General features: G+C 56.2%; 20 protein-coding genes. 3 read left to right on the top strand and 17 right to left on the bottom strand.

The features are described from left to right. Positions 1 to 31: 31 nt before the first annotated feature. On the bottom strand, positions 32 to 532 hold the full coding sequence (gene rraA, locus B142_RS0109170) for a ribonuclease E activity regulator RraA (protein ID WP_018121248.1): 501 nt from the start codon (positions 530 to 532) through the stop codon (positions 32 to 34). Between the two features lie 2 nt (positions 533 to 534). After that, the gene (gene aceA, locus B142_RS0109165) at positions 535 to 1,827 is read right to left on the bottom strand and encodes an isocitrate lyase (protein WP_018121247.1); all 1,293 of its coding nucleotides are present in this window, start codon (positions 1,825 to 1,827) and stop codon (positions 535 to 537) included. A gap of 428 nt (positions 1,828 to 2,255) precedes the next feature. On the opposite strand from aceA, the gene glcB reads away from it, so the two are divergent. Beyond that, entirely contained in the window at positions 2,256 to 4,439 is a 2,184-nt protein-coding gene (glcB, locus tag B142_RS0109160; protein WP_018121246.1) for a malate synthase G, read from the top strand. A gap of 70 nt (positions 4,440 to 4,509) precedes the next feature. Here glcB and B142_RS0109155 read toward each other — a convergent pair whose 3' ends face one another. The 5 genes from B142_RS0109155 to B142_RS0109135 all read right to left on the bottom strand — a co-directional run bounded on the left by B142_RS0109155 (position 4,510) and on the right by B142_RS0109135 (position 9,253). Then, the gene (locus tag B142_RS0109155) at positions 4,510 to 5,265 is read right to left on the bottom strand and encodes a DUF1648 domain-containing protein (RefSeq protein WP_161796704.1); all 756 of its coding nucleotides are present in this window, start codon (positions 5,263 to 5,265) and stop codon (positions 4,510 to 4,512) included. After that, entirely contained in the window at positions 5,249 to 6,310 is a 1,062-nt protein-coding gene (locus B142_RS0109150; protein ID WP_236588371.1) for an enoyl-CoA hydratase/isomerase family protein, read from the bottom strand. Before B142_RS0109150 ends, B142_RS0109155 begins: the two co-directional genes overlap by 17 nt. Before the next feature lie 140 nt (positions 6,311 to 6,450). After that, complete coding sequence (locus B142_RS0109145; protein WP_018121243.1) at positions 6,451 to 6,774, bottom strand: putative quinol monooxygenase; 324 nt, start codon at positions 6,772 to 6,774, stop codon at positions 6,451 to 6,453. A 63-nt stretch (positions 6,775 to 6,837) separates the two neighbouring features. Further along, the gene (locus B142_RS12445; RefSeq protein ID WP_018121242.1) at positions 6,838 to 7,314 is read right to left on the bottom strand and encodes a hypothetical protein; all 477 of its coding nucleotides are present in this window, start codon (positions 7,312 to 7,314) and stop codon (positions 6,838 to 6,840) included. A 97-nt stretch (positions 7,315 to 7,411) separates the two neighbouring features. Then, complete coding sequence (locus B142_RS0109135; protein WP_018121241.1) at positions 7,412 to 9,253, bottom strand: ABC-F family ATP-binding cassette domain-containing protein; 1,842 nt, start codon at positions 9,251 to 9,253, stop codon at positions 7,412 to 7,414. A 196-nt stretch (positions 9,254 to 9,449) separates the two neighbouring features. On the opposite strand from B142_RS0109135, the gene B142_RS0109130 reads away from it, so the two are divergent. Beyond that, positions 9,450 to 10,769, top strand: coding sequence for a hypothetical protein (locus B142_RS0109130; protein WP_026168018.1), 1,320 nt, complete (start codon positions 9,450 to 9,452; stop codon positions 10,767 to 10,769). A 64-nt stretch (positions 10,770 to 10,833) separates the two neighbouring features. On the opposite strand, the gene B142_RS0109125 is transcribed toward B142_RS0109130, so the two are convergent. The 8 genes from B142_RS0109125 to rsmI form a co-directional block, all read right to left on the bottom strand. Continuing rightward, entirely contained in the window at positions 10,834 to 11,928 is a 1,095-nt protein-coding gene (locus B142_RS0109125; RefSeq protein WP_018121239.1) for a 4-(cytidine 5'-diphospho)-2-C-methyl-D-erythritol kinase, read from the bottom strand. A 36-nt stretch (positions 11,929 to 11,964) separates the two neighbouring features. Next, positions 11,965 to 12,879: a 16S rRNA (adenine(1518)-N(6)/adenine(1519)-N(6))-dimethyltransferase RsmA gene (rsmA, locus tag B142_RS0109120; protein WP_018121238.1), complete on the bottom strand. Its 915-nt coding sequence runs from the start codon at positions 12,877 to 12,879 to the stop codon at positions 11,965 to 11,967. Positions 12,880 to 12,898: 19 nt separating this feature from the next. Continuing rightward, positions 12,899 to 14,065, bottom strand: coding sequence for a resuscitation-promoting factor (locus B142_RS0109115; protein WP_018121237.1), 1,167 nt, complete (start codon positions 14,063 to 14,065; stop codon positions 12,899 to 12,901). A gap of 289 nt (positions 14,066 to 14,354) precedes the next feature. Beyond that, positions 14,355 to 15,200 carry a TatD family hydrolase gene (locus B142_RS0109110; RefSeq protein WP_018121236.1) on the bottom strand — a complete coding sequence of 282 codons (846 nt, stop codon included), beginning with the start codon at positions 15,198 to 15,200 and terminating at the stop codon, positions 14,355 to 14,357. 78 nt (positions 15,201 to 15,278) lie between these two features. Then, the gene (locus B142_RS0109105) at positions 15,279 to 16,613 is read right to left on the bottom strand and encodes an MFS transporter (RefSeq protein ID WP_018121235.1); all 1,335 of its coding nucleotides are present in this window, start codon (positions 16,611 to 16,613) and stop codon (positions 15,279 to 15,281) included. 71 nt (positions 16,614 to 16,684) lie between these two features. Then, a complete protein-coding gene (metG, locus tag B142_RS0109100; RefSeq protein ID WP_018121234.1) occupies positions 16,685 to 18,526 on the bottom strand; it encodes a methionine--tRNA ligase in 1,842 nt (613 codons plus the stop codon). A 158-nt stretch (positions 18,527 to 18,684) separates the two neighbouring features. Then, positions 18,685 to 20,526: a BCCT family transporter gene (locus B142_RS0109095; RefSeq protein ID WP_018121233.1), complete on the bottom strand. Its 1,842-nt coding sequence runs from the start codon at positions 20,524 to 20,526 to the stop codon at positions 18,685 to 18,687. A 235-nt stretch (positions 20,527 to 20,761) separates the two neighbouring features. Further along, entirely contained in the window at positions 20,762 to 21,640 is an 879-nt protein-coding gene (rsmI, locus tag B142_RS0109090; protein ID WP_018121232.1) for a 16S rRNA (cytidine(1402)-2'-O)-methyltransferase, read from the bottom strand. 85 nt (positions 21,641 to 21,725) lie between these two features. Between rsmI and B142_RS0109085 the strand changes: the two genes are divergently transcribed. Next, positions 21,726 to 23,423: a dolichyl-phosphate-mannose--protein mannosyltransferase gene (locus B142_RS0109085; protein WP_018121231.1), complete on the top strand. Its 1,698-nt coding sequence runs from the start codon at positions 21,726 to 21,728 to the stop codon at positions 23,421 to 23,423. Here the strand turns inward: B142_RS0109085 and B142_RS12440 are convergent. Both B142_RS12440 and B142_RS0109075 read right to left on the bottom strand, forming a co-directional pair. Continuing rightward, positions 23,390 to 24,100 (bottom strand): zf-HC2 domain-containing protein, encoded by a 711-nt coding sequence (locus B142_RS12440; RefSeq protein WP_018121230.1) that lies wholly within the window; start codon positions 24,098 to 24,100, stop codon positions 23,390 to 23,392. The genes B142_RS0109085 and B142_RS12440 overlap by 34 nt on opposite strands. Further along, positions 24,087 to 24,497 (bottom strand): DoxX family protein, encoded by a 411-nt coding sequence (locus tag B142_RS0109075; protein WP_018121229.1) that lies wholly within the window; start codon positions 24,495 to 24,497, stop codon positions 24,087 to 24,089. The genes B142_RS12440 and B142_RS0109075 overlap by 14 nt, the downstream gene beginning before the upstream one ends. Between the last annotated feature and the right edge of the window lie 160 nt (positions 24,498 to 24,657).

Raw genomic sequence — 24,657 nt, 5'->3', positions numbered from 1 at the left:
TTCGATCTGTGTAGCGACTTGCTAGTTAGTACTAGCTTTCTTTAGCTTCTACTGGTGTCTCGCTGACGACGATGCCATCCGCATCGGCGTAAACATACTGTCCAGGAACAAATTCGATGCCACCGAATTGCACGGTGATATCGACTTTGCCGACCTTATCTTTCGCAGATTTGCGCGGGTTGGTTCCCAAGGCCTTGACACCTATATCCATAGTGCCGATTTCTTGGGAATCCCGGATGGCTCCGTTGACGATGATCCCGGCCCAGCCGTTGTCCACGCCTGCCCCAGCGATCATGTCTCCGACCATGGCGGTGTGCAGATTTTCTTGGGCATCGATGACCAAGACTCCGCCTTCGTTCGGTTGGTTCAAGATTTCTTTCACCAAGGCATTATCTTGAATTGCCTGAATGGTGGAAATCTTGCCGCAAAACTCGGTTTTTCCTCCGTAATTGGTGAACTGCTTATCGCAGCTGCGTAGCTGTTCACCGTGGATGTCTCCGATGTCGGCGGTGGGAACGAATTGGATCGCCATGATTAGAACTGGCCTTCCTCAGTGGAACCCTTCAGTGCGGTGGTCGACGACGTTGGGTCGACGGTGGTGGCGATGTTGTCGAAGTAACCGGCACCGACCTCACGCTGGTGCTTGACGGCGGTGAAGCCGCGCTCTTCTGCTGCAGCGAATTCCTTGTTCTGCAGTTCGACGAACGAGGTCATGCCGTTGCGTGCGTAACCGTGTGCCAGGTCGAACATGCCGTAGTTCAGGGAGTGGAAACCTGCCAGGGTAATGAACTGGAAAGTAAAGCCCATGGCACCCAGTTCTTTCTGGAACTTCGCGATGGTCTCGTCGTCCAGGTGCTTGGACCAGTTGAACGATGGCGAGCAGTTGTAGGCCAGCTTTTGGTCTGGGAATTCAGCCTTGACTGCCTCTGCGAACTGTTTCGCGGCTTCCAGGTCTGGAACACCGGTTTCCATCCAGATCAGGTCGGAGTACGGTGCATAGGATTTCGCACGTGCGATACAAGGCTCGATGCCTGGGCGTACGTGGTAATAGCCTTCTGCGGTGCGCTCACCTTCGATGAATGGCTTGTCGCGGTCGTCAACGTCCGAGGTGATCAAGGTTGCAGCTTCTGCGTCGGTACGTGCAATAACGACGGTTGGAACACCAGCAACATCGGCTGCCAGACGTGCAGACGACAGGGTACGGATGTGCTGCTGGGTAGGGATCAAGACCTTACCGCCCAGGTGGCCACACTTCTTTTCGGAAGCCAGCTGGTCTTCCCAGTGGGTACCTGCAGCGCCGGCGTTGATCATGGCCTTCTGCAGCTCGTAGACGTTCAGTGCGCCACCGAATCCGGCTTCACCATCGGCAACGATTGGAACCAGCCAGTTATCGATGGAGTCATCGCCTTCGACACGAGCGATCTCGTCGGCACGCAACAGTGCGTTGTTGATACGGCGAACCACCTGCGGAACGGAGTTCGCTGGGTACAGCGACTGATCTGGGTAGGTGTGGCCAGCCAAGTTGGCATCACCGGCAACCTGCCAGCCAGACAGGTATACAGCCTTCAGGCCACCGCGGACCTGCTGTACAGCCTGGTTACCGGTCAGGGCACCTAATGCGTTGATGTAGTGTCCATCGCCCTTCGAGACCTCGTCCCACAGGATCTCGGAGCCACGGCGTGCCAGGGTGTGCTCTTCGACGACAGTGCCTTGCAGCTCGGCTACCTTTTCTGCCGTGTAGTCACGGGTGACATTGGCCCAGCGAGGGTTTTCATCCCAATCTTTTTGGATTTCTGCGGCGGTACGTGCTTGACCGGTAGTAGTCATCGCAACTCCCTTTCTCGTTGGCTTATGAGGTGATTCACATAATGAGCCATGAAACCAATCACGTCAAGAATTGCGTGTGACTTACAACCGACGGGGGTAGTGTCAGAATTCACATAAGTTTTCGAGATAAAAATACCCACTGAACAGCCCCCAAAGGACAAAAACCCCTCGTGCGGTGTGCGAATGCCGGAGTCAAACAGTACGGACATACTGTTAAAACAGTACGATTGGACTGTTTTCTTAAGTTATTTTCGATATTCGAACAGGGGTGAAAATGCGCGTTTCCAGAATCGCACTACACACAGTGAGGCAATTCACTTATTGTGGTCTCATGCCCCGGGGCACAGTGAACGTTTGTCGTGAGTCCACACTCACGCTGACTCACCTACTCCCCTGAGGGTCTGACCGCGAGGATTAGAAGGAGTTTTATGACTAACGAAGACACCACCCCACGCACAGAGGTTGCAGGCCTCAACGTCGACAACACCCTCTACGAATTCGTCAACGGCACCGTGCTGCCACGTATCGGCATCGACGCCGACAAATTCTGGAACGGTTTTGCAGACATCATCCGCACCCACACCCCGCGCAACAAGGAACTGCTGGCGCGCCGCGACGAGCTGCAAAAGACCCTCGACGAGCACTTCCGTGCCAACCCAGGCCAGCCAGATCCAGCAGAACACGAAAAGTATCTGCGCGAGATCGGTTACCTGGAAGACAAGCCAACACCGGCTGATGTCACCACAGCCAACCTGGACTCCGAAATCGCCGAAGTCGCTGGCCCGCAGCTCGTCGTTCCAGTTCTCAACGCACGGTTTGCACTGAACGCAGCTAATGCGCGTTGGGGTTCGCTCTACGACGCCTTGTACGGCACCGACGCTATCTCGGAAGAAGGCGGCGCTGAGCCAGGTGATTCCTATAACCCTGTCCGCGGCGACAAGGTCATCGCCTGGGCACGCAACTTCCTGGACGAGGTCGCTCCCCTGGAAAACGGTTCGCATGCCGACGCCGAATCTTATGCCATCGACGGCGACAAGCTGGCAGTCACCGTGAATGGCTCTGCCACTGGCCTCGTCAATGCCGAACAGCTCGTCGGTTTCAATGGCGAGAAGTCCGCGCCATCCGAGGTGGTACTGCGCAACAACGGCCTGCACATCCTGATCCAGATCAACCCAGAACACCCCGTCGGCAAGACCGATAAGGCCGGGGTTTCCGACGTCATTCTAGAATCGGCCACCTCCACCATCGTGGACTTCGAGGACTCCGTGGCCGCCGTCGACGGTGAAGACAAGACCCTGGGCTACCACAACTGGTTCGGTCTCAACACCGGTGACCTGAAAGAAGAGCTGGAAAAAGGTGGTAAGACCATCACCCGTAAGCTCAACGACGATCGCACCTACACTGACCTTTCCGGCAACGAACAATCCCTGCACGGTCGCGCTCTGCTGCTGGTGCGCAACGTCGGCCATCTGATGACCAACCCCGCCATCCTGGTCGACGGCGAGGAAGTTTTCGAAGGCATCATGGACGCTGTTTTGACCAGTGCCTGCGCTATCCCAGGATTGCAATCGGATAACCCTCGTAAGAACTCCCGTGCGGGCTCGATCTACATCGTGAAGCCAAAGCAGCACGGTTCTGCCGAGGTCGCGTTTACCAACGACTTGTTCGCTTCGGTGGAAGAGCTGCTGGGCCTGGAGAAAAACACCCTGAAGGTTGGTGTTATGGACGAAGAGCGTCGTACCTCAGCCAACCTGGCTGCTGCGATCACCGCGGTCAGCGAACGCGTTGCCTTCATCAACACCGGATTCCTGGATCGCACCGGTGATGAGATCCACACCTCCATGCAAGCTGGACCGATGGTGCGCAAGGCTGATATGCAGACCGCACCATGGAAGCAAGCTTACGAAGACATCAACGTCGACACCGGTGTCGCACTGGGGCTTCCTGGCAAAGCCCAGATCGGTAAAGGCATGTGGGCCATGACCGAGCTGATGGCGGATATGCTGGAGAAAAAGATCGGCCAGCTGAAAGAAGGCGCATCAACCGCTTGGGTTCCATCGCCAACCGGTGCTACCCTGCACGCCACTCACTACCACCACGTCAATGTGCCGCAGGTACAGGAAGAATTCCGCAAAGCCGGCGAGCGCGACAACTTCCACAACTTGTTGACCGTCCCGGTTGCTGAAAATCCAGACTGGTCCGATGAGGTGAAAAAGGAAGAAGTCGACAACAACTGTCAGTCCATCCTGGGCTACGTGGTCCGCTGGGTAGAACAGGGTGTCGGTTGTTCCAAGGTCCCTGATCTTTACGACGTCTCCCTGATGGAAGACCGCGCTACCCTGCGTATTTCCTCACAGCTGCTGGCTAACTGGATTGAGCACGACGTCGTCAGCAAGGACTTCGTCGAGCAGGAGCTGCAGAAGATGGCAGAGGTCGTCGACAAGCAAAACGCTGGCGACGACGCCTACCGCAATATGGCTCCGAACTTCGACGAGTCGGTGGCGTTCCAGGCCGCTCGCGACCTGATTTTCAAGGGCACCGAGTCTCCGTCCGGATACACTGAGCCGATCTTGCACGCTCGTCGTCGTGAGTTCAAAGCGAAAAACAGTTAAGCACTGAAACAGCGCACAGGCACACGAGCACGAGTTCTAGATGGCCTAGACCCTGGACAGCATTCAGGGGCTAGGCCACAATTATCGGCAGCACCACCATCGCCAGCACGAACGCAGCAAAGATTCCGGCGATCCACCACGCGCTGCGATGCGCAAAATTCAGGGTGATATTCATCCCTGCTTCCAGCTCTACCCATATCCTCGGGTCATCCGGGTTGTGATAAAACAACCCATATTTGAGCTTGTCTCGGGGATCATCCGGTGGGTAGCGCTTATCCAATTCCTGCATGATCTGCGCACTGCGCAGCACAATGCCGACAGCGACTGCGAGAATCGCACCGATAAGCAGCCAAATGCTGGCTGCACCGGTACCCACAACGCTCAACCCAAATAATCCGGCGGTGATGCCTACCAACAACACCGCCACGAGCGCGAAACTAAACTTGCCCAACATTGGCTGCATCAACTGTGCCATCAGACGCTGCCGATTAATCGAACGCTCTGGCTTGTCTTGTAAACCGTTTTTGGTCTGGCGTGCAATTCCTACCACAAGCCCGCCAGCTCCCGCGCACACTGCCGTAGTGATCGCTGGCCCCACAGCAACGTGGGCTATCACTGCCGGAAAAGATTTCTCGCTAAAACCATCTGCCTGGCCCGAAGCATTAAAGTGCGTAGGCATCGGGTCTGGCACGGCATGCCAGTTGAGCCAAATAAATCCTAGCGTGGCAACAATGACTGCTATACACGCTAGGTACCAGCCAAACTGAAACTTCGGGGCTGGAAGACGATCGGCGTTGAGACCTTCGGTGTTATCGGAGGAGTGCACGGAGCGCGTCCACATCAACCTCGGAGACCGCATCCGGCTGGAACTGCGGTTCGTCGCCTTTATCGACCAGCACGCAGCGCACGCCCTCGTCGAAATCCGGACGGCCGCGCAGATATTCACCAACCCGGTATTCGTTATCCAAGGCGTCGGCAAGCGAATCAACCTGGGCGTTTGCCCGGAAGATTTCCGCAGCTGCCACCAGTGAAGTAGGCGATGCATGTTTCAGGGTGTCATTCACGCCAGCGATAAATTCCTGATCCTCGCATTGTTCCACAGCAGCGACGACATCAGCCCAGGAATCCTGCGCAAAAACCTTCTCGATGGTCTCAATGTGCGAGGCCAACGGCGCGGTATCCGGGTTCGTATTCGCATATTTTTCCAGCGCAGCCGCGTATCCGGATTCGATGACTGCTTGCCGGAAAGCATCTGCATCATCGGAGGCAATCTGGTGGGTGGCATAGCCGGTCCAGAGCAGATCCGCGGCCTTCATGCGGTAGGCGGTCGTCGCCAGGTACAGTGCCAAGGCTCGGGACGCTTTGCCCCGAGAGCCGACCATGCGCTGGAAAAAATACGTCATGCCGACATCGGTGATAAACCCAATGAGCATCTCTGGCATAGAAACAAAAGTTTTATCGGTCACCACACGGTGCGAACCAAAAGCGCTGATACCGGTACCGCCGCCCATGACAACCCCATCCATGAGGGCAATGAACGGCTTCGGGAACTTATCGATGGCATCGTTAAGCGCATATTCCTTGCGGAAAAACTCGTCGACACCGGCCTTATTGCCCGCGAGACCTTGTTCGCGTGCCGCGCGTACATCACCACCGGCGCAAAAGCCCTTTGGATTATTAGAATAAATCAGCACCTGTGTGACGGAATCATCCTCAGCCCATGCATCCAGCGCTTGATGAATAATCTCCACCATCTCCAGATTCAGGGAGTTCAGCGCCTTCGGGCGGTTGAGTTCCAGAATTCCCGTTCCATTGCGGACAGAAGTAATTACTTGGCGATCCTGTGTATCAGTCATAGCACTACTAGTCATAGCACCATTGTGGCACAGATAACGCAATAAAGTGAGGGCTGTAGCACTCCCGCTCCGCTACGGAGCTTGGATACTACAGCCCTCGGGTACAGCACGTAGCGTGACAGCTAAAAGCTCCACCACGCCCATGTGACCTGGAACTACTTGACCTGGAATTCAGCCATTTCGTCCCACTCGGTCTTGCCCTCGATCAGGGTGTTGATGATCTTCGGGGTCTCGACCAGGTACTTTGGCATCTCTTCGGTTGCACGCTGGAAATGCTCAGAGGTGACGTGGGCTTCCGCACCATCATCGGTGAAGCCTTCCACCAGCATGAAGTGGTTGGCATCCTGCGGGTCGCGGTACCAGTCAAAGAACAGGTTCTTTTCTTCTGCCTGGGTAGCTTCCGTGAACCAGGAAACCTCTTCCAGGAAGTTTTCTGCGTGCTCTGGCTTTACTTGGTAAGAAACGTTAATCAAGATCATGGTCTCAATTGTACGCTTAATTTAGTTGATGTGTACACAACGCTAGCGTGTGACTACACACATTTAATGCAAGAAAAATTCCGCCAGGTACACGTTGCCGTGCGCATCAACGCCTGAAACACCAAATCCCTTGCCATCACCAGTGCGGTTTGTAGGGTTCAGCAACCAGGCGATCCGCTGCGCAGCCTCATGCGGAGCCAGCCGGTAGATATTGCCCGTCCCACGGTCATGAGCAGTATTGCCACGGCCAACGTTGGCGTGGAATTCTACTTCCCCACGCGCAGCCTGATTAGCCCAGTCTTGAGCAATGTGCTGGGCTTCTTCATTACGGTGGTGCCCCATAGCCAGCAAGTGCAGCTTCGTAGCCTGTTCCAAACTCCAGGACGCCACACCAGCGCTGGCAGCCGAGGACCCAGTCGTCAATTCTTGCGGCGTAGGCAAAGCAAAAGAAGCAGGCTGCGCCGATGCCGCCGCAGGAATTCCCGCGCCGATTACTGTGGTTGCTGCGAGCGCGGTAAAGAATTTACGTGAGAAAGCCATGCCTTCATGGTGACATACCCTTCCGGCAAAACCGCGCGTTTAACCCAGCGTGTTGGCCGGACTCCCCAGAACCAACAACACGTCGACGCGGCGCCGATTATTGCGCATCCAGCTGATCAGCCAGCTCCAACCACTCGGCTTCGAGTTCTTCCCGACGCCGCGCCACCTCAGATTTCTCTTCATTCAGCTCCGTCAATCGCTGCGTGTCGACGTCTTCGGCAGCCGCCGCCATTTTCTCATCAAGCTGTGCTTCCGATTTCTCCAACTTATCCATCTTGCGCTCCAGCGCACGCATAGCCTTGGTGATCTCACGCTCTTGCTGCGCAGAAATTTCGGGTTTGCCGGGCGATGCTGCTGCACTGGTACCACCACCGTCCCCGGTGATGTCACCTGACCTATTTGGCCCCAAATCCAGTGCTCCGCGCGGTGCATCATCTGCAGAAGCGGCGCGCACCTGCAGGTATTGCTCAATTCCGCCCGGAAGATGTTGCAAATTACCATCACCAAACAAGGCGTAGGCAGCATCGGTAATTCGCTCGATCAAATAGCGGTCGTGGGAAACCACCACCAGCGTGCCAGGCCACTCGTCGAGCAAAGATTCCAACTCTTGCAACGTGTCAATATCAAGGTCGTTGGTGGGCTCGTCGAGAAGCAAAACATTGGGCTCGCTCATCAGCACCCGGGTTAATTGCAGGCGTCGACGCTCGCCACCAGACAGATCACCGACTGGGGTACGCTGGCGTTTCGGACTAAAACCGAGACGTTCCGCCAACTGCGAGGCCGATAGCTCCTTTGTGCCCAGGTGCACATAGGTGGCGACATCTTCTACCGCATCCAGCAGTCGCCGCTGCGGGTCCAGGTCATCGAGTTCCTGGCGCAGCCAGCCCAGACGCACGGTTTGCCCCTCTATGCGTTTGCCGGCAGCGAGCTCGTGATCGCCTGCCAAAGCGCGCAGCAGCGTCGTCTTACCAGAACCGTTGACCCCAACCAGTCCCACGCGCTCACCCGGAGCTAAGCGCCACGTGAGATCGTCGACAAGCACCTGCCCATCAGGGGTTTCTAAACGCGCGTTTTCCAGCTCGATAACCTTGCGGCCCAACCGCTGTTTGGAAAACGACATCAACTCGACGCTATTGCGCACCGGCGGGACGTCTTTAATTAATGCCTCAGCAGCCGCGATCCGGTATTTCGGTTTCGACGTCCGGGCTGGCGCGCCACGACGCAACCACGCCAATTCTTTGCGCGCTAAGTTCTGTCGGCGTTGTTCGGCTGCTTCTGCTTGCCGCTGACGCTCAGCCCGAGCAAAAATCCAGTCATTATAGCCACCGTCGTAGACATCCACCTGGCCGTCGTGAACCTCCCACGTCAGCTGCGCGACCGTGTCCAAAAACCAACGGTCGTGGGTAACCACCAGCACCGCGACCTTGCGGCGCAAGAGGTGGTCAGCCAACCACTGCACGCCTTCCACATCCAAATGGTTGGTGGGCTCGTCGAGTACGACCAAGTCGAGGTCTTGCACGAGAGCAGCCGCCAAATTCACCCGCCGCCTCTCCCCTCCCGAGAGTTGACCAACCGGAGTATCCAGCCCTAATTGCGCGACGCCTAAACCACCCAGCACATCGCGCACTTTCGCGTTCGAGGCCCATTCGAAGGTATCGAGGCCTAGCGGCTCTACCACCGTGCGCCCAATCGTTGCTGCTGGGTCAAGCTCTGCACGCTGGGTGACTACGGCCATTCGAAGATCCGAATTTCGCGCCACCCGGCCGCTGTCAGGTTCCACCAAGCCTGTCAGCACTTCCAGCAGCGTGGTTTTGCCACCACCATTCACGCCGACGACACCAATGCGCTGCCCCGATTGCACACCCAGCGATACGCCGTCGAGAAGGGTTTTCAGGCCGAAAGATTGCGAGATATTCTCTGCATTTAACAGGTTCACCATAGTGATTCCATCTTAAAGCACCCTGGCTATCAGCGGCTAAGGACGGCTCTGAGTGACCGGGAGTAGCCGGCACACGATGCTGAAGTTGCAACGCTTTCTGTCCGCACCCCAAGAGATACGACCTACACCCAAAAGCTACGCGCAAATAAGATTAGACTTTTTGCACGTTGAATTCATTTTCATTACTGTGAATTCTATGAAACGCCGTATATTTTCCACAGTCACGATGGCAGTAGCAACCTCATTCGCGCTTGCTGCTTGCTCCAGCCCAGATGAAGACGCCACCAGTGCCCAGGAAACCACCTCCACCTCAGAGGCTAATGATCACGACCACGACGGTCACGATCACGATGGCCCCGACGCTGATGATGCGGATCTGACCGAGGTCTCTTCTCTACCGCAACGCGTGGTACTCTCCCACGACAAAGGCTTGACGACGATCGACCCATCCACCGGCGAAATTGTCGACGAAGAAGAAATCTCCGGGTTCCACCGCCTGAACCCAGCTGGCAACACCCGCCACCTGTATGTTTCCGGAAAAGACGGCTTCACCATCTTCGACACCGGTGCTGTGACCCAGCCACACGGAGACCACAACCACTACTACGAGAAGTCGCCTGAGCTCACCGACAACATCCTGCCAGCTGATAAGCCTGGGCACGTCGTCCAGCATGACGGCAAGACTGCGCTTTTCGACGATGGCACTGGTGACATCACCATCTTCGACAACGACGAGCTCCAAGATGGCACCGACACCATGCGCCCGGCACACATCGTGACCGCCGAATCCGGCGATCCGCACCACGGTGTGGCAGTTCCCTTCGAAGACGGTAGCTACCTGACCACCGTCGGCACCGAAGACGAGCGCCACCGCATCGAATACCGCAGCATGGACAACGAAGTATTGGCCTCCACCGACGATTGCCCAGGAATTCACGGCGAAGCGGTCGCGCAAGGCGGCAACGTCGCTTTCGGTTGCACCAACGGTCCAGTCATCTTCGATGTAGAAGACGAAGAATTCCACAAGGTTGATGCCGGCGACATCGCTAAAGACGGCTACCAGCGTTCCGGAAACCTGGCCGGTAGCGAAGATTCCCCTATCGTCCTCGGCGACAACAAGACCGACGAAGACGCAGATCTGGAGCGCCCAACCTCCGTCGTCCTGATTGATACCACCGACTACTCCATGAAGAAGGTGGACTTAGAGGATTCCTACTGGTTCCGTTCCCTCGGCCGCACCGGTGACGGCGACGGCGTGGTGCTGACCTACGACGGCTATGTGAACATCATCGACGTCGAATCCGGCGAAGTTACCGACCGCATCGAGGTTATCGAACCATGGAAAGAAAAGGATGAGTGGCAAGAACCTGGCCCAATCCTGAAGGTCGATGGCGATATCGCTTACGTCACCGACGCAGAAAACAAGGAATTCCTGATGGTGGACCTGAAGGAAGGCGAAGTGCTTACCCGCACCGAGTTGGACTTCGAGCCAGTGGAAATGGGCGTTGCGAAGTAACGGCAAGGTACTCACCCCACCGCGCAGAAAAACGTAGGACGCTAGTGAGTTTCCCCCGAAAAGCTTAGCTTTCTACAAGCTCTGCGCGAGCAGCCGGGCTCGTGGCAATAATGCCACGAGTACCGGCTATTTTCTTTTCTACTTCCGCTGCCACCTGGCGTGCGGCTTGTTCGTCGGCGCACAGAAACGCACAGGTAGGTCCGGAACCTGACACGATTCCTGCGAGTGCACCGGCGTGTTCTCCGGTATCCAGGATCTCGCGCAGATCCGGGCGGATGTGTAACGCAGATTGCTGCAGATCATTGCGTAACAAACCAGCTAGTTGTTGCGCATCACCAGCTTGTAAGGCCGCTGCCAATGATGCGGTCTCACTGGGGATGGGATTTTTCTGGGGCTGCTTGCCGACGAGTTTGTCACGCTCAACAATCTCATCAAAGACTGCGAAAACGCGCGGCGTCGACAAGCCTTGGGCATTAGCCACCAGTGCCCAGTGATAGATGCCGCTGGTGGGCACGGCGTGGAGTTTTTCTCCTCTTCCTTGGCCAAGTGCAGTATTCCCATGCAGACAAAAAGGAACATCCGAGCCAAGCTGTGCCGCAAGCTTATGTATTACCTGCTCATCTAATGCGGAAATCCCTGCATAACTAGCAAACAAGGCATTCGCGGCACGCAGGGCAGCTGCCGCATCCGCGGAACCGCCAGCCATTCCCCCAGCAACCGGGATATTTTTGGTAATCGCGATCGTTACCTGTGGCAGCGCCAATTCCTTCGTATGTTCTGCGCGTAGCGCGGCCGCAACGGCATCGACGGCTTGCCAGGCCAGATTAGACGCATCCGTGGGCACCGATTCACTGTCCTGCCCGGTCACTGTCAGCGCCTGCACAAAAGTGCCGTGGATTGGAGAATCGTGAGCAACAGAATGTCCTGGGGTGGACTCGTGGAGCCCAGAATCATCGGAGACGACAGAGGAATCCGACTCGGCCTCGGCACAAGTTATCCGTACGGTATCGGCTAAATCCAGTGACTGGAAAATAGTCACTAGCTCATGAAATCCATCAGGGCGCGCCGGACCTACGGCCAAATGCAAATTCACCTTGGCAAATGCCCGCGCGGTGCACGTGTTATTAGCGCTTGTTTGTGTGGAAAATTCGTCTGCCATCGTTGCTACCTTGCCGTATTCGCAGTGGTCTCGGTCTTATTCCCCCAATGCGAGGCGAACATAATCGGCCACGCTGAGTTTTTCGCCACGTAAACCAGGATCGATATCGGCTGCCCGCAATGCGTGTTCTGCCTGGATTGCCGAACCATAGTGCTTGGACAACGCAGCGCGTAGAGTCTTGCGGCGCTGTGCGAAAGCCGCATCGACAATGGGAAAGACAGCTCGGCGCGTGTCTTCGGTAATTGACCACGGGCTGTCATCATCTGAATAGCGCTCAATGCGCACCAACCCAGATTTAATCGTCGGCGCAGGCCAGAAAACATGTTCCCCGATGGTGCCGGCGCGAGTAACAGTACCGTAAAAACTGGCTTTCACGCTGGGCACGCCATAAATCTTGCTACCAGGCTGGGCAGCTAATCGGTCTGCAACCTCTGCCTGCACCATCACCAGTACGCGACTAATGCTCGGAAATTGCGCTAATAGATGCAGTAGCACCGGCACCGCAACGTTGTACGGCAAATTAGCAACCAAAGCCGTGGGCGCAGCAATATTTTCCGGGGATGCGGCCGCAACTTGTTCTGGGCTCACGCGCAAAGCATCAGCGTTGAGCAAAGAAAAATTATCCCCCCGTTGGCCAGCACGCGCTGCCACTGTTTCTGGCAATTTCGCTGCCAGTCGTTCATCAATTTCAATGGCCGTCACATGCTGGGCTGCTTCCAGCAGACCAAGAGTCAGTGATCCTAAACCAGGGCCGACTTCCAGCACGTGATCGTCGGCACGCACCTTCGCGGTATCGACGATGCGGCGGACCGTATTGGCATCGTGCACAAAATTCTGCCCCAACTTTTTCGTGGGGGTGATACCAATGTCGTCGGCAAGGGCCCGGATTTCTACCGGGCCTAAGAGATCTACCGTGCGTGGGCTTTCGGCGCTCGCCTCATCATTTGCCATGCAGGTAGTTTAACAGCTGTTAACGCAGCCCCATCTTGGCAGTACATGCTGGCCAGGCTCCCCAGCCTTGGGCTGCCTGGGTCTTTTTCGCAATCTCAATTTGTTGTTCGCGGGTAGCAAGGTCCGCGGTTGGCGCGTAAGCAGTCCCGCCATACGCTGCCCAAGTTCCGGCGTTGAACTGCAAACCACCGTGGTAGCCGTTGCCGGTGTTGATGGACCAATTTCCGTTGGATTCACACGCAGCAAGCTCATCCCACACCGATCCACCAGCCACAGCCGGAGCTGCCGGCGCCGATGGCGTAGCCGGTGCTGGCTTAGTACCGCGAGCGATGACACGCTTTTGTGCCGGGGAAGTTTCGTGCTCATCGACTCTGTCAACGGATTCTTCATGTCCATTGACGAATTTCTTGCGCAAAGTGACTTCCCGGTTACCCATGGTGCCGGGTTCTACCACCTGCTCATCACCTTCGGGCATATTCGCATCATCGCGGTACACCACTTCTGGTTCGATCGGCTCGTTGACGCGCTCGTCTTCAAAATGCACCCGATCGATGGCAATATCCATACCGGTAGTCAGCGCGGTATCCTCCGGCAAGTGCAGCCGGTCGAATTCACCCAGGTGGATATCCCGAGCATCCAACAATTCCCCGACAGTGCGTACTGCCTGCTGGGTGTAGACGGTCTTACCACCATCAGTAATCGAGACAATCTTTGGAGCCACGGCTTCCAGTTTCATTCCGGTAGTCAGTTCATCATCGCCCGAGACTTCCTTACCATTCGCCAGCAATTTGGCACTCCGATGTAGGCCATCGATTTCGTTGCGTAGCTCATCAATGGTGCTGGCGGTAGTAGTCAGCTCGGTATCGGCGCCGTCGATGGTAACAGCCACTGGTTTAGTGGTGCGTACGGTGATGGTATCGCCTTCACGCACGCCTTCCGACAGGGCTGGGGAAATAACATCATGCGCACTCAGCTCCAGATCGGCGTCGGCAAGCGCTGCCTCAACGTCACTGGCGAAGGTCGAAAGTTCAATCATTTCGCCATTGGCATCAACGACGATGTCTTTCTGCGCATTCAGTCCGACGACGCCCCCGACCAGCAGTGCACCAACGACGCCTCCAGTAGCAACGCGCAACGGCGTCGATGCGTTGGAGTTGATCCGCTGGATCTGCTTTTTGGTCGACATGGACTCCCCTAAATCTCTAGGTTTCTCGAATTGGTTTCTACGCAAAACCGCACTAAAGCCAGATACGAGCACGCAATCACAGTTTTATTAGTGAAAAAGCATTGTCGCTCGGTAACGATGATAACAATACGATAACGCGCTCAGCGGTGGCGAAACGCGAACATAATTCATCTGTCACAAACTTCACATAGCACTCAAACGCCACCAATACCACTCGTGGCACAACCAGCCTGGCCAAATAGCAACTGTGAAATTTACCACAAGCTCCCGTGTGGCACGATGCCGCTACCTACGACGCGGACTCCGTAGCCAGCCCGTACACGCGGTAATAGGTCCCACGTACTTCCGCAGCCAACTCTTCTGGGCTCTGCCCCCGCTGCTGCGCAACACACAGCGCGGTATGCCCCACCGACGACGGCTCGTTGGGTGCACCACGAAAAGGCTCGGGAGTCATAAACGGCGCGTCAGTCTCGATCAATAACTGGCCCTTCGGCACCAGCGACGCCGCTTTCCGCAATTCGTCATTGCGCTTGAAAGTCACATTTCCGGCAAAGCTTAATATCCATCCACGATCAATGGCTTCCCGCGCCATCGCGGCAGAGGAGGAAAAACAGTGCAGCATGACTTGTGGTGGCGCTGGTTCATCATCCAGGATGCGCAGCAGGTCTGCGTCTGCTTCTCGGTTGTGGATCATCAACGTCTTGCCTACCTCGCGCGCAAGCTGCGTATGCCAGCGCAGCGAGGCTTCCTGTTGTTCCAATGTCGCCGTCGACTCTGGAGAGTGCTCGATCCAATAAGAATCCAGACCAGTTTCACCAATGGCTACACAGTTTTCATCGCGAGCCATCTCGGACAGCCGGATTTTCGCATTCTCATCCAGTTGGTGCGCCTTGGTCGGATGGATCGCACACGCGGCATGCAGATTATGGTGCTGGCGCGCTGCTTGCAACGCCAGCTCGGCTTCGGCTAAATCATCCCCGACGGTACATATCTCGCCAATACCACCTGCGATGGCACGCTCAACAAATTCCGCAATGCTACTTCCACGACACGACGTCAGGTGCGTGTGTGCATCAACTATTCCAGTAATTTCCGGGGCGGGAAACGGCTGCGGGCGTGATTTCTTCTTCGACATAGCACCCCAGCTTAATAGGCACCGTGCTGGTCGGCACCGTTGTAATAAGCGCCGGCTCATTCACAGTCCTTGCACGTACTAGCGCGCGAGCTCGTCGTCGATAAATACTTTCTTACCCGCGCGATACCCCAGTGCAGACATCCCCACGCCGGTCAATGCCATCACCGTCAATATCAGCGTCCAGGCTCCGGTGGCCTGGTACACAAAACCGATCAACAGCGGAAGGACTCCTGCAAGCAAATAACCATACGGCTGCACGAAACCAGACAAACGTGCGGTCACCTCCGGGGTACGCGTCCGCGCCGCAAGCAAAGCGAGGATCGTCGGGAAGCACATACCGCCCAGGCCCAGTACGATTGCCCACGCCTCCGGTGCCACGGCACCAGCAAACATGACCCCGAGGTAGCCAACGGTCGTCAGTACGCCAAAAACCACGATTACCGGGCGCAGGTCACGAATGCGGGCCACCACAAACGGCATGCTCACACCACCGATAACGTTGACGGTTCCCAGCACGGCAAGCCCTACGGCTGCCCTGCCCGGCGAAACGCCTTGGTCGATATACATCTGCGGCAGCCACCCCATTTGCACATAGGCATTTGAGGATTGCAAGCCAAACAGCACCATCATCGCCACCGCTGTGGGAGAACGCCATAACGACGTCGACGCGATCTTGTTCGCAACAGCCGCCGGGTCCGCATCAACTGCCGTATCCGTCGTAGTTGTTGTAGGCATACTTTCCGTGCCGGAGTTTGTGGGTTGTGCGACGGGTGGCTTGGCAGGTTTATCCACCCCAACGCGGATTAGCACCAAAATCCAGACCACAACTTGCACAGCCGCGAGCAGCGCCCAGATCCCCAGTGCCGGGCGCCAAGCATCCTCGCCGGAAAACCACAAGGCACTCAGTGGTGCAACCGCGCCCGAAAGCCCTAAGAAACCGGAATAACACGACATCAACACCACCGAGCGTCGCGGCGCGTGCTGTTTAATCCAGGCCGGTAACAACACATTCAACAGCGCGATCCCGCCGACAACCAACGCGGTCAGCACAATGAACGTGCCCATACCGCCCGGTAGATACGCGCCGATCAAAGGCCGGAAAGCAAGGCCCACGAGCATGGCCACCATGCCGGCAAAGAGTGTGAAGCTTAGCCCGAAGCGTCGTGCAATAGGCACAGCCGCCAACCCCATGATGGCGAAAGCAAAACCCGGCATGGCGGTGAGCACACCAGCCACCGAGGCCGGGGCCTGGAAACTGGCCATTACTTGTTCCAGGACTGCGCCCAATGAAGAAATACCGGCACGCAGGTTCGCCGCAGCGGAGATTACTGCGCCGAGAGCAAGCGGGACTGCAATCGCCCCACCAGCAACTAGTTTCGTGTGCTTCGACTGCTTATCACTCGTCAGACTCACCTTCCAACACAATGCTCGAGAGAAAACAAACGTGCTGTGCACAAATCTTGCCGTGCACAGCACGCTTCGGATTAGTCTTCCGAATCCGTCACCGGTGCCCATTCCGGGCCAGTTTCAGCCAGTTCCGGATCCAACTTGGTAATCAATGGCTTCGGTTTCGCCAGTGTAGTACCCGGGGTGATATCCAGGCGTTTCCAAGTTGCTGCCTGTGCCGCATAATCACCTGTGATCGCGGGGTACTTCTGGCCTTTCTCTGGCGTGCCGACGCCAACCAATTCGACATCATAATCGTCGACAACTTCGACGATCTCTGGCTGTGCAGCCCACAAATCATCGCGGCCCAAGGTTTCGTGCACGCGCTGTGCCAGGTGCGGCAGATATGGAGTCAAAAGCACGTTGCAGTCGGACACGACCTGCAATGCAGTCCACAAAACCGTCGCCAAGCGTTCCCGCTGGGAATCATCCTTAGCTAGTTTCCACGGCTCATTTTCGGCAATATAGGCGTTCGCCTCACCAACGACGTGCATCGCGTGCGTGATTCCAGCCTTGAACTTGGAATGCTCCAGGGCATCTCCTACGACGTCAAAAGCATTAGTTGCCAAGTCCAGAATGCGACGATCGCTAGCAGTCAGCTCACCGGGCTCTGGTACTTCACCGAAGTTTTTGTGTGCCATGGAGACCGTGCGGTTGACCAAGTTGCCCCAGCCGTTTGCCAGCTCATTGTTGATACGACGGACGAACTCATCCCAAGTGAAGTCCGCGTCGTTGTTTTCTGGGCCAGCCACCGCAATGAAATACCGCAACGGATCCGGCCCGAATTCTTCCAAAAAGTCCTTGACGTAGATGACCAGGCCCTTAGATGAGGAGAACTTGGAGCCAGACATGGTCAAAAACTCCGAAGACACAATTTCAGTCGGCAGATTGATGTCACCATAACGGTGCTGCTCACCGCCCTTGGCGCCCTTACCCGCATAACCAAGCAGCTGCGCCGGCCAAATCTGCGAGTGGAAAGTGATATTGTCCTTGCCCTGAAAATAATAGGACTTGGTTTCCGGATCCAACCAGAATTGTTTCCACGCGTCCGGGTCTCCGGTGCGCTGTGCCCACTCCAACGAGGCCGACAAATAGCCGATCACAGCATCAAACCACACGTAGAGCTTTTTCGCGTTGTTGTTTTCCCAGCCCTCGATCGGTACGGGAACGCCCCAGTCAATATCACGAGTCATTGCACGTGGACGCATATCCGCCAGCAAATTCTGCGAGAACTTCAGCACGTTCGGGCGCCAGCCTTGACGGGTCGACAGCCATTCGCGCAATGCGTCGGCAAGCGCGGGCAGGTCCAACAAGAAGTGTTCGGTCTCGCGGAAAACCGGGGTTTCGCCATTGATCTTGGAAACTGGATCGATCAAATCCGCTGGGTCCAACTGGTTACCGCAATTATCACATTGATCACCCCGGGCACCGTCGGCATTACAAATTGGGCACGTGCCTTCGATGTATCGGTCTGGCAACGTGCGCCCGGTAGACGGGGAGACCGCCCCCATGGTGGTTTCTTTGACCATGTAGCCGTTGTTGTACAGGCCTTTGAACAGCTCTTGCACCGTCGCGTAGTGAGTACGGGTAACAGTACGGGTAAACCAGTCATAGGACAGGCCCAAACCGCGCAGGTCTTCGACGATCTGACGGTTATAGCGATCGGCCAATTCGCGTACGGAGACGCCTTCTTTATCAGCTTGCACCAACAACGGAGTGCCGTGTTCATCAGTGCCTGAGACCATCAGGACATTGTTGCCACGCATTCGCTGAAAGCGCGCGAATACATCGGAAGGTACGCCAAATCCTGCGACGTGTCCGATATGACGGGGGCCATTGGCATACGGCCAGGCAACATTCACAAGCACATTTTCAGACATGCCTTCCAGCATAATTGAACCCCGGTACCGTATGGTGACCGGGGTTCATAGAACTCACAGGGTGCGCAGCAGGTTCACATTGAGTTCTCATGTGAGCACTGCGCACCTAGCAACTGCAGCAAGAATTAGCTAGTAGCAGTAACTAGTAGCCGTAGCAGTTAATTCTTGCGCATGCTTTCTGGCTTCCAGCTCTCCAGACGCTCTGCGCGGCGCTTTTTCAGCTCTTCCTTGTGGTGCGCCTCGCGAGTCAAACGACGTTCACGGGCCAGCTTCCGGGCGAAGGCTTGCTGTTCTTTCTGCTCAACGTAGATAACGTCGTTACGCAGGTCTTTCACCAGGCTAAACATCAGTCCGATAATGATCAGCAGGAATGGTGAAGCTGCCACGATCGTGACCGACTGCAGCGAGTCCAGGGCATCCTCACCACCGCCGATAAGCATGGTCAGACCAACCGCAGCCGTCAAAACACCCCAGGTAGCCGACAACCATGGGGTGGCCACCATGCGTCCGCGCTGCGACATGGAACCCATGACGGTCGAAGCGGAGTCTGCCGAGGTGATAAAGAACGTAGCGAGCAGGACCATCGCCACGATTGATGCAATCGCACCCAGTGGTAGCTGATCGAACATGTTAAACAGCATGTTTTCGGTGGTGCCATCTCCGTACACAACGCCTTCGTTGCTGCGTTCCATATCGATCGCGGTACCACCGAAGATCGCAAACCACACGGTGGAGACACCGGATGGAATCAGCAGCACGCCGATGCAGAATTCCCGTACGGAACGTCCGCGGGAAATGCGCGCTAGGAACATACCGACGAACGGTGACCAGGAAACCCACCATGCCCAGTAGAAAATCGTCCAGGCAGAGCTGAATTCGGCGGCTTCTTCACCGTTTTCTGCGGTGCGTCCGGCCATCATCAGGAAGTTTTGCAGATACGAACCCAGTGAACCTGGAATCAGGTTCAGCTGCACGACGGTTGGGCCCACGATGAACACGAAAATGGCCAGGACAGCGGCCATGATGAGGTTAGCGTTTGACAGGTACTGGATGCCCTTGCCGACGCCCGACAGCGCCGAGAGAATAAAGGCCAAGGTCAATACCAACACGATTCCGATAACAACCGACATCGAAGGGTCGTCGATAATGCCGGACGCGGACAAGCCTGCCTGGATCTGCAGCGCACCGAGGCCCAAAGAACATGCGGTACCAAACACAGTCGCGAAAATGGACAAAATGTCAATGAAACGGCCCACGCCACCGGCGGCCGCCTTTTCACCAATCAGCGGAACGAATGCCGAAGACAGCAGCTGTTTGCGTCCGACGCGGAAGGTGGAATATGCGATGGCCAAGCCGACGATCGCGTAAATCGCCCATGGGTGCAGTGTCCAGTGGAACATCGCCTGCGCCATGGCACCGCCGACTGGGTCATTATCGATCCCCGGAACGCTATCGTTATAAAAGAATGTCGGTTCTGCTGCGCCGAAGAACATCAAACCAATGCCCATACCCGCAGCAAACATCATTGCGATCCACGAGATGGTATTAAATTCGGGCTCTTCATTAATCGAGCCCAGCTTAATAGCACCAAACTTCGAGGCGGCAATGGTAATCACGAATACCACGAAAACCGTGGTAAACAGCATGAAAGCCCAGCCGAAGTTATCGATAATCCAACCGAATGCTGTGCTGGCAAAATCATTGAAAGATTCTGTGAAAACCAGACCCCAAATAACCGTCGCCAGCACCAAAATGCCTGCCGGCAGCACCACACCCCAGTCGATGGAAGTGTCGTCATTTTCGGAAGCCAGCTCCACAGAATCGTCGACGCCGCTGACCGCGACGTCGTCTTCGTGTTCCAGCATATAAGCAATCTGCCTGGTGGCAGACAGCTCATTCAGGTCTTCCCGGACCAGATTGGAATCTGTTCCTAGCTGTGGATCATCCACAACATCATCGCGATCGGCACCATCGGCGCCGTGTGAATCAGGTTTAGTCATGGATACCAGCGTGGTTGAAAAACACCCGGCAATCAAATTCAGAAAAGCTGAGAATTAGCTGTTGAGTAGATAAACCCACTAATTATGTGACTTGTCACGAAACTGTTCCGCCATTATCTCGCGCTAGCATGCGAAATCACGTAGAAACCCCCGGGAAAGACCCCAGAAACACCCCGAAAACACCCAAGCTCCGCCAAAAACACACAACAGACAGTTTATGTGATATTACACACTTTTAGTCATTTTCTTCACGTGCCCGCAAATACGCATCGTAAAGTTCGCGATTTGAATGTGCAGTCCAAGCGCCAATTTGTTTACAGGCTGCTTTCAAGCGCATCCCGCCATCGACCAACTCGGCAACGCGGCGCACAGCTTCATCCACGGAAATCTCCGCTTGCTCACCACCCTCGATGACAACCGTAACCTCGCCTTTCACTCCGTTTTCAGCCCACTGCGCAAGCTCAGAAAGTGGCGCCTGCTTGACTTCTTCATAAAGTTTCGTCAGCTCCCGGCACACCGCGCCGCGACGCTGCGCCCCCAGTACTTCTGCAGCGAGCCGCAACGTATCCGCTAATCGATGCGGTGATTCGAAAAAACACACCGCACGTTGTTCATGACGCAATGATTCCAGCCAACTGCGTCGCGCCCCATCCTTGCGCGGAGCAAACCCATCAAAAATAAACTTCCCTACCTGCAACCCACACAAGGCAAGCGCAGTGGGTACCGCAGACGGGCCCGGAATCGCGGTAACCGCAATACCTGCCTCATGTGCTGCGGCCACGACATTATGCCCCGGATCAGAAACCACTGGCATTCCCGCATCGCTGATCACCAACACACTGGAATTTCGTGCCGCGCGCAGTAGTTCGTCAACCCTGCCTGCTTCGTTGTGGTCAAAATTCGACACCACTTTCGCGCGCAATTCCACCCCGAGCGCGTTCGCGAGATTACGCACGCGCCGGGTGTCTTCAGCGGCAATCACTTCCGCATCCCGCAAAGCACTTTTGAGCCGCGGGGAGGCGTCGGCAAGATTGCCCAGCGGTGTTGCAGCAACGATAATTCCCTGCGGCAGACGCTGGTGTGGGTTTTCAGTATGCACACCATCTTGATTCATCACACTTCTAGCATGGCACACACGCTCCCGATACTTGCGCGCTAGCTAGTGCCGAAAACGAGGCTCGTCGCCTAAACTATTGCGGGTGACTGCCGTTGCTAGCACCCCACACAGCCCGAACACCCCAGATCGTTCGCATGCGTCGACAAGAGCTGCTGCGCCAAATTCCGCACCTGCACAGAAACAGCGCAAACGATACGAGCACGGCACAAGTGTGCGCCCATATACGGCGTCTCAACTCACACGCATCCCACTCGATCGCCGTGACGGTTGGTCACTGTTGCTCATCGGCGTGTTCGCAGCACTCACCCGGTTTATTGGTTTGGGGCATCCGGTATCCGGTGGCACCCCGATTTTTGACGAAAAACACTACGTCCCCCAGGCCTGGGACATCGTGCGCAGTTGGGACCATCTGCTCATCGGAGGCATCGAATCCAACCCTGGATACGGCTTAGTAGTGCACCCGCCGCTGGCCAAGCAGATCATTGCTCTAGCGGAATTAATCTTTGGGTACTCGCCGTGGGGCTGGCGGGCGATGGCAGCATTTTTTGGTACCGGGGTGGTTATCGCAACGATGCTATTGGCGCGCGAGCTCACCCAGTCCTGGAACGTGGGAGCTTTTGCCGGACTTTTAGCCACGTTCGACGGGGTGCTGTTGGTGAGTTCCCGGTTTGGCATGCTGGATATTTTTCAAGTCTTTTTCATCACCGCAGCTGCCTGGATGCTGGCCCGCGACCATCGCCACATGCGCTCACGTATGCATTCCGCCTGGCAATCACTTGCCGACGCCTCCCCTCAGCAATTGTGGCCTTCGCCGTTTGGACCGCGCTTTGGCGTGCGCTGGTGGCGCTTCGGCGCAGGTTTACTGCTTGGTGGAGCCCTGGCGGTGAAATGGTCCGGCTTGTACTACATCGCCTTTTTCGGTTTGTTTTGCGTCTTCGGCGACTTAATTATCCGCCGTCGTTACGGTGTGGCCAGACCGTATTCTGCAGTGTGGTTACGCGATATTCCCGCTGCCCTAGCTTCACTGGTGCTCGTGCCAGTGCTGGTCTATCTGTGGACCTGGCGGGCGTGGTTTGCCAGCGAAACCGCTGTGTATCGCCATGCCGCAACCGATGGCACGATCGAAGATGACTCTTGGCTGCAGGCTTTGCCCGATACGGTAGCCAGCTGGCTGTATTACCACCAGTCGGTCTTGGAATTTCATGCGACGCTGACAACATCCGGCGGGCACGATCATCCGTGGGATTCGAAACCTTGGGCCTGGCTAGCAGGCGTTCGGCCGATTCTGTATTACTCGAATACCGAGCTAGCCTGCCCTCTTGGTGGTAGTGACAACGGCTGCCGCGAGATGCTGTTTTTATTCGGTACACCGGCAATCTGGTGGTTCATCGTTCCGGGATTGTTGTGGGCATTGTGGGCAGTGCTCGTGCGTAAAGAACGGGCATTTGGCTGGCCCCTGGTCGGCTTTGCTGCCGGGTTCGTGCCGTGGCTTGCAGCGTATGACCGTCAGATGTATTTCTTCTATGCGGCCGCTTTTATTCCTTTTGTCATAGCACTCTACGCAATCATCCTGGGCGGGCTCGCCCATCGGGGTCGCTATCTTCGGTGGCGCTTGCTCACGCGTTTGGCTGGTCGCGAATTGACCGCTGGCAGCGTTGTCGTGATTGTGTACTTGGCGACGGTTGTCGCGATGTTTGTGTACTTCTCGCCGATTCTTTATGGGCTACCGATTCCCGACGGCTGGTATCACTCGATGATGTGGCTGCCCAGCTGGACGTAACGATGCTGGATGTAACGGTAGCGCAACCACAACCAGGCGGTCGCCAGCGCGCTAATGATCAACATGCCGATCAGCAAAATCTGCTCTCCAGTAGCCACCCCGAGAACAACATCGCGAATGGTAAATCCAGTCAAGAACATTCCCATGGCCCCGACCACTGGCATCACGCCCGCGGCCCAATACGGGCGCCACGCAGCAGTGAGTAAGCCCAACGACACCCCGGCTCGTAGCGCCGCACCTTCCATGAGGGCCGTCGCCAAGTGTGGATCCGCGCTCGGATCCCACACTGCTTCGCCGTGGACATCCAAGCTCTGCGGGATCAACCCTCCGGAAGCCACAACCTGCACCACCGCCCAGATGCCGAACCCAATGCCGCAGATCAGCAGAGTAAGGCGAGCAATGATGGTATTGAGCTCTGCTCTGCGCGCGGAACGACGCCACGCAGGTTCTACACCTGCCAAAATATTTTCCGTGAGCTGTTGCGGCGGCACCATCTCAGCGTCGGTACTCACACTGGCCTGATGCATGCTTTTAGTCAGCGAAAGCGCCCGGCGTTGAAATTGCTGGCATTCCTCGCAGCCAGAAAGATGCGCATCTAAGATCTCGTCGGCAATTCCGGTGGGCTCGCCATCGATGCGCGCGGACAATGCGGTTTGGATTTCATCATGATTCGGCACGTGTTAACACCCCATCCACACTGGCACGGCCCGCGCCGAAAACGACGATCACCAACAACAGCGTTACAAACATCAACAGGGATTCATAGCTGGGGTTTTCGCCCAGAAACTCGATCTCTGCCACAAAATACTGCAACGCTACAGAGGCGAAAAACAAGATACCGGCAGCGAACGTCGTCAAGATGCCCACCACGAGCGCAGCACCCAAGAAAATTTCTAGCAGCATCGTGATCCAACCAGTAATCGCTGGTGCCGGTACCGCTGCCGCGGAATATGCTCCGATGGTGTCGTCCATACCGCGGAAAAAGAGTTTATCCAGCCCACGAATGATGCAGATGATTCCGACGACGATGCGTACCAGAAGCAGCATGGCATCACGAATGGCAGGATTGTGCATGTTCACTAGACTACCCGGCGCATCGGTGGGAACCGAACAGGCCGTTGCTGGGGTCTAAATACTCAGCTGGAACATGCACAAGCCATGAGAAATCATGACAACACGGTACGCGCCACTAGTAGATGCGAGCGCTCAAGCATAACGAGCGCCAAAGCATAAC

Origin of the sequence: Corynebacterium propinquum DSM 44285, from assembly GCF_000375525.1 — a bacterium.
Classification (GTDB): domain Bacteria; phylum Actinomycetota; class Actinomycetes; order Mycobacteriales; family Mycobacteriaceae; genus Corynebacterium; species Corynebacterium propinquum.
This window is presented reverse-complemented; position numbering and strand designations above follow the sequence as displayed.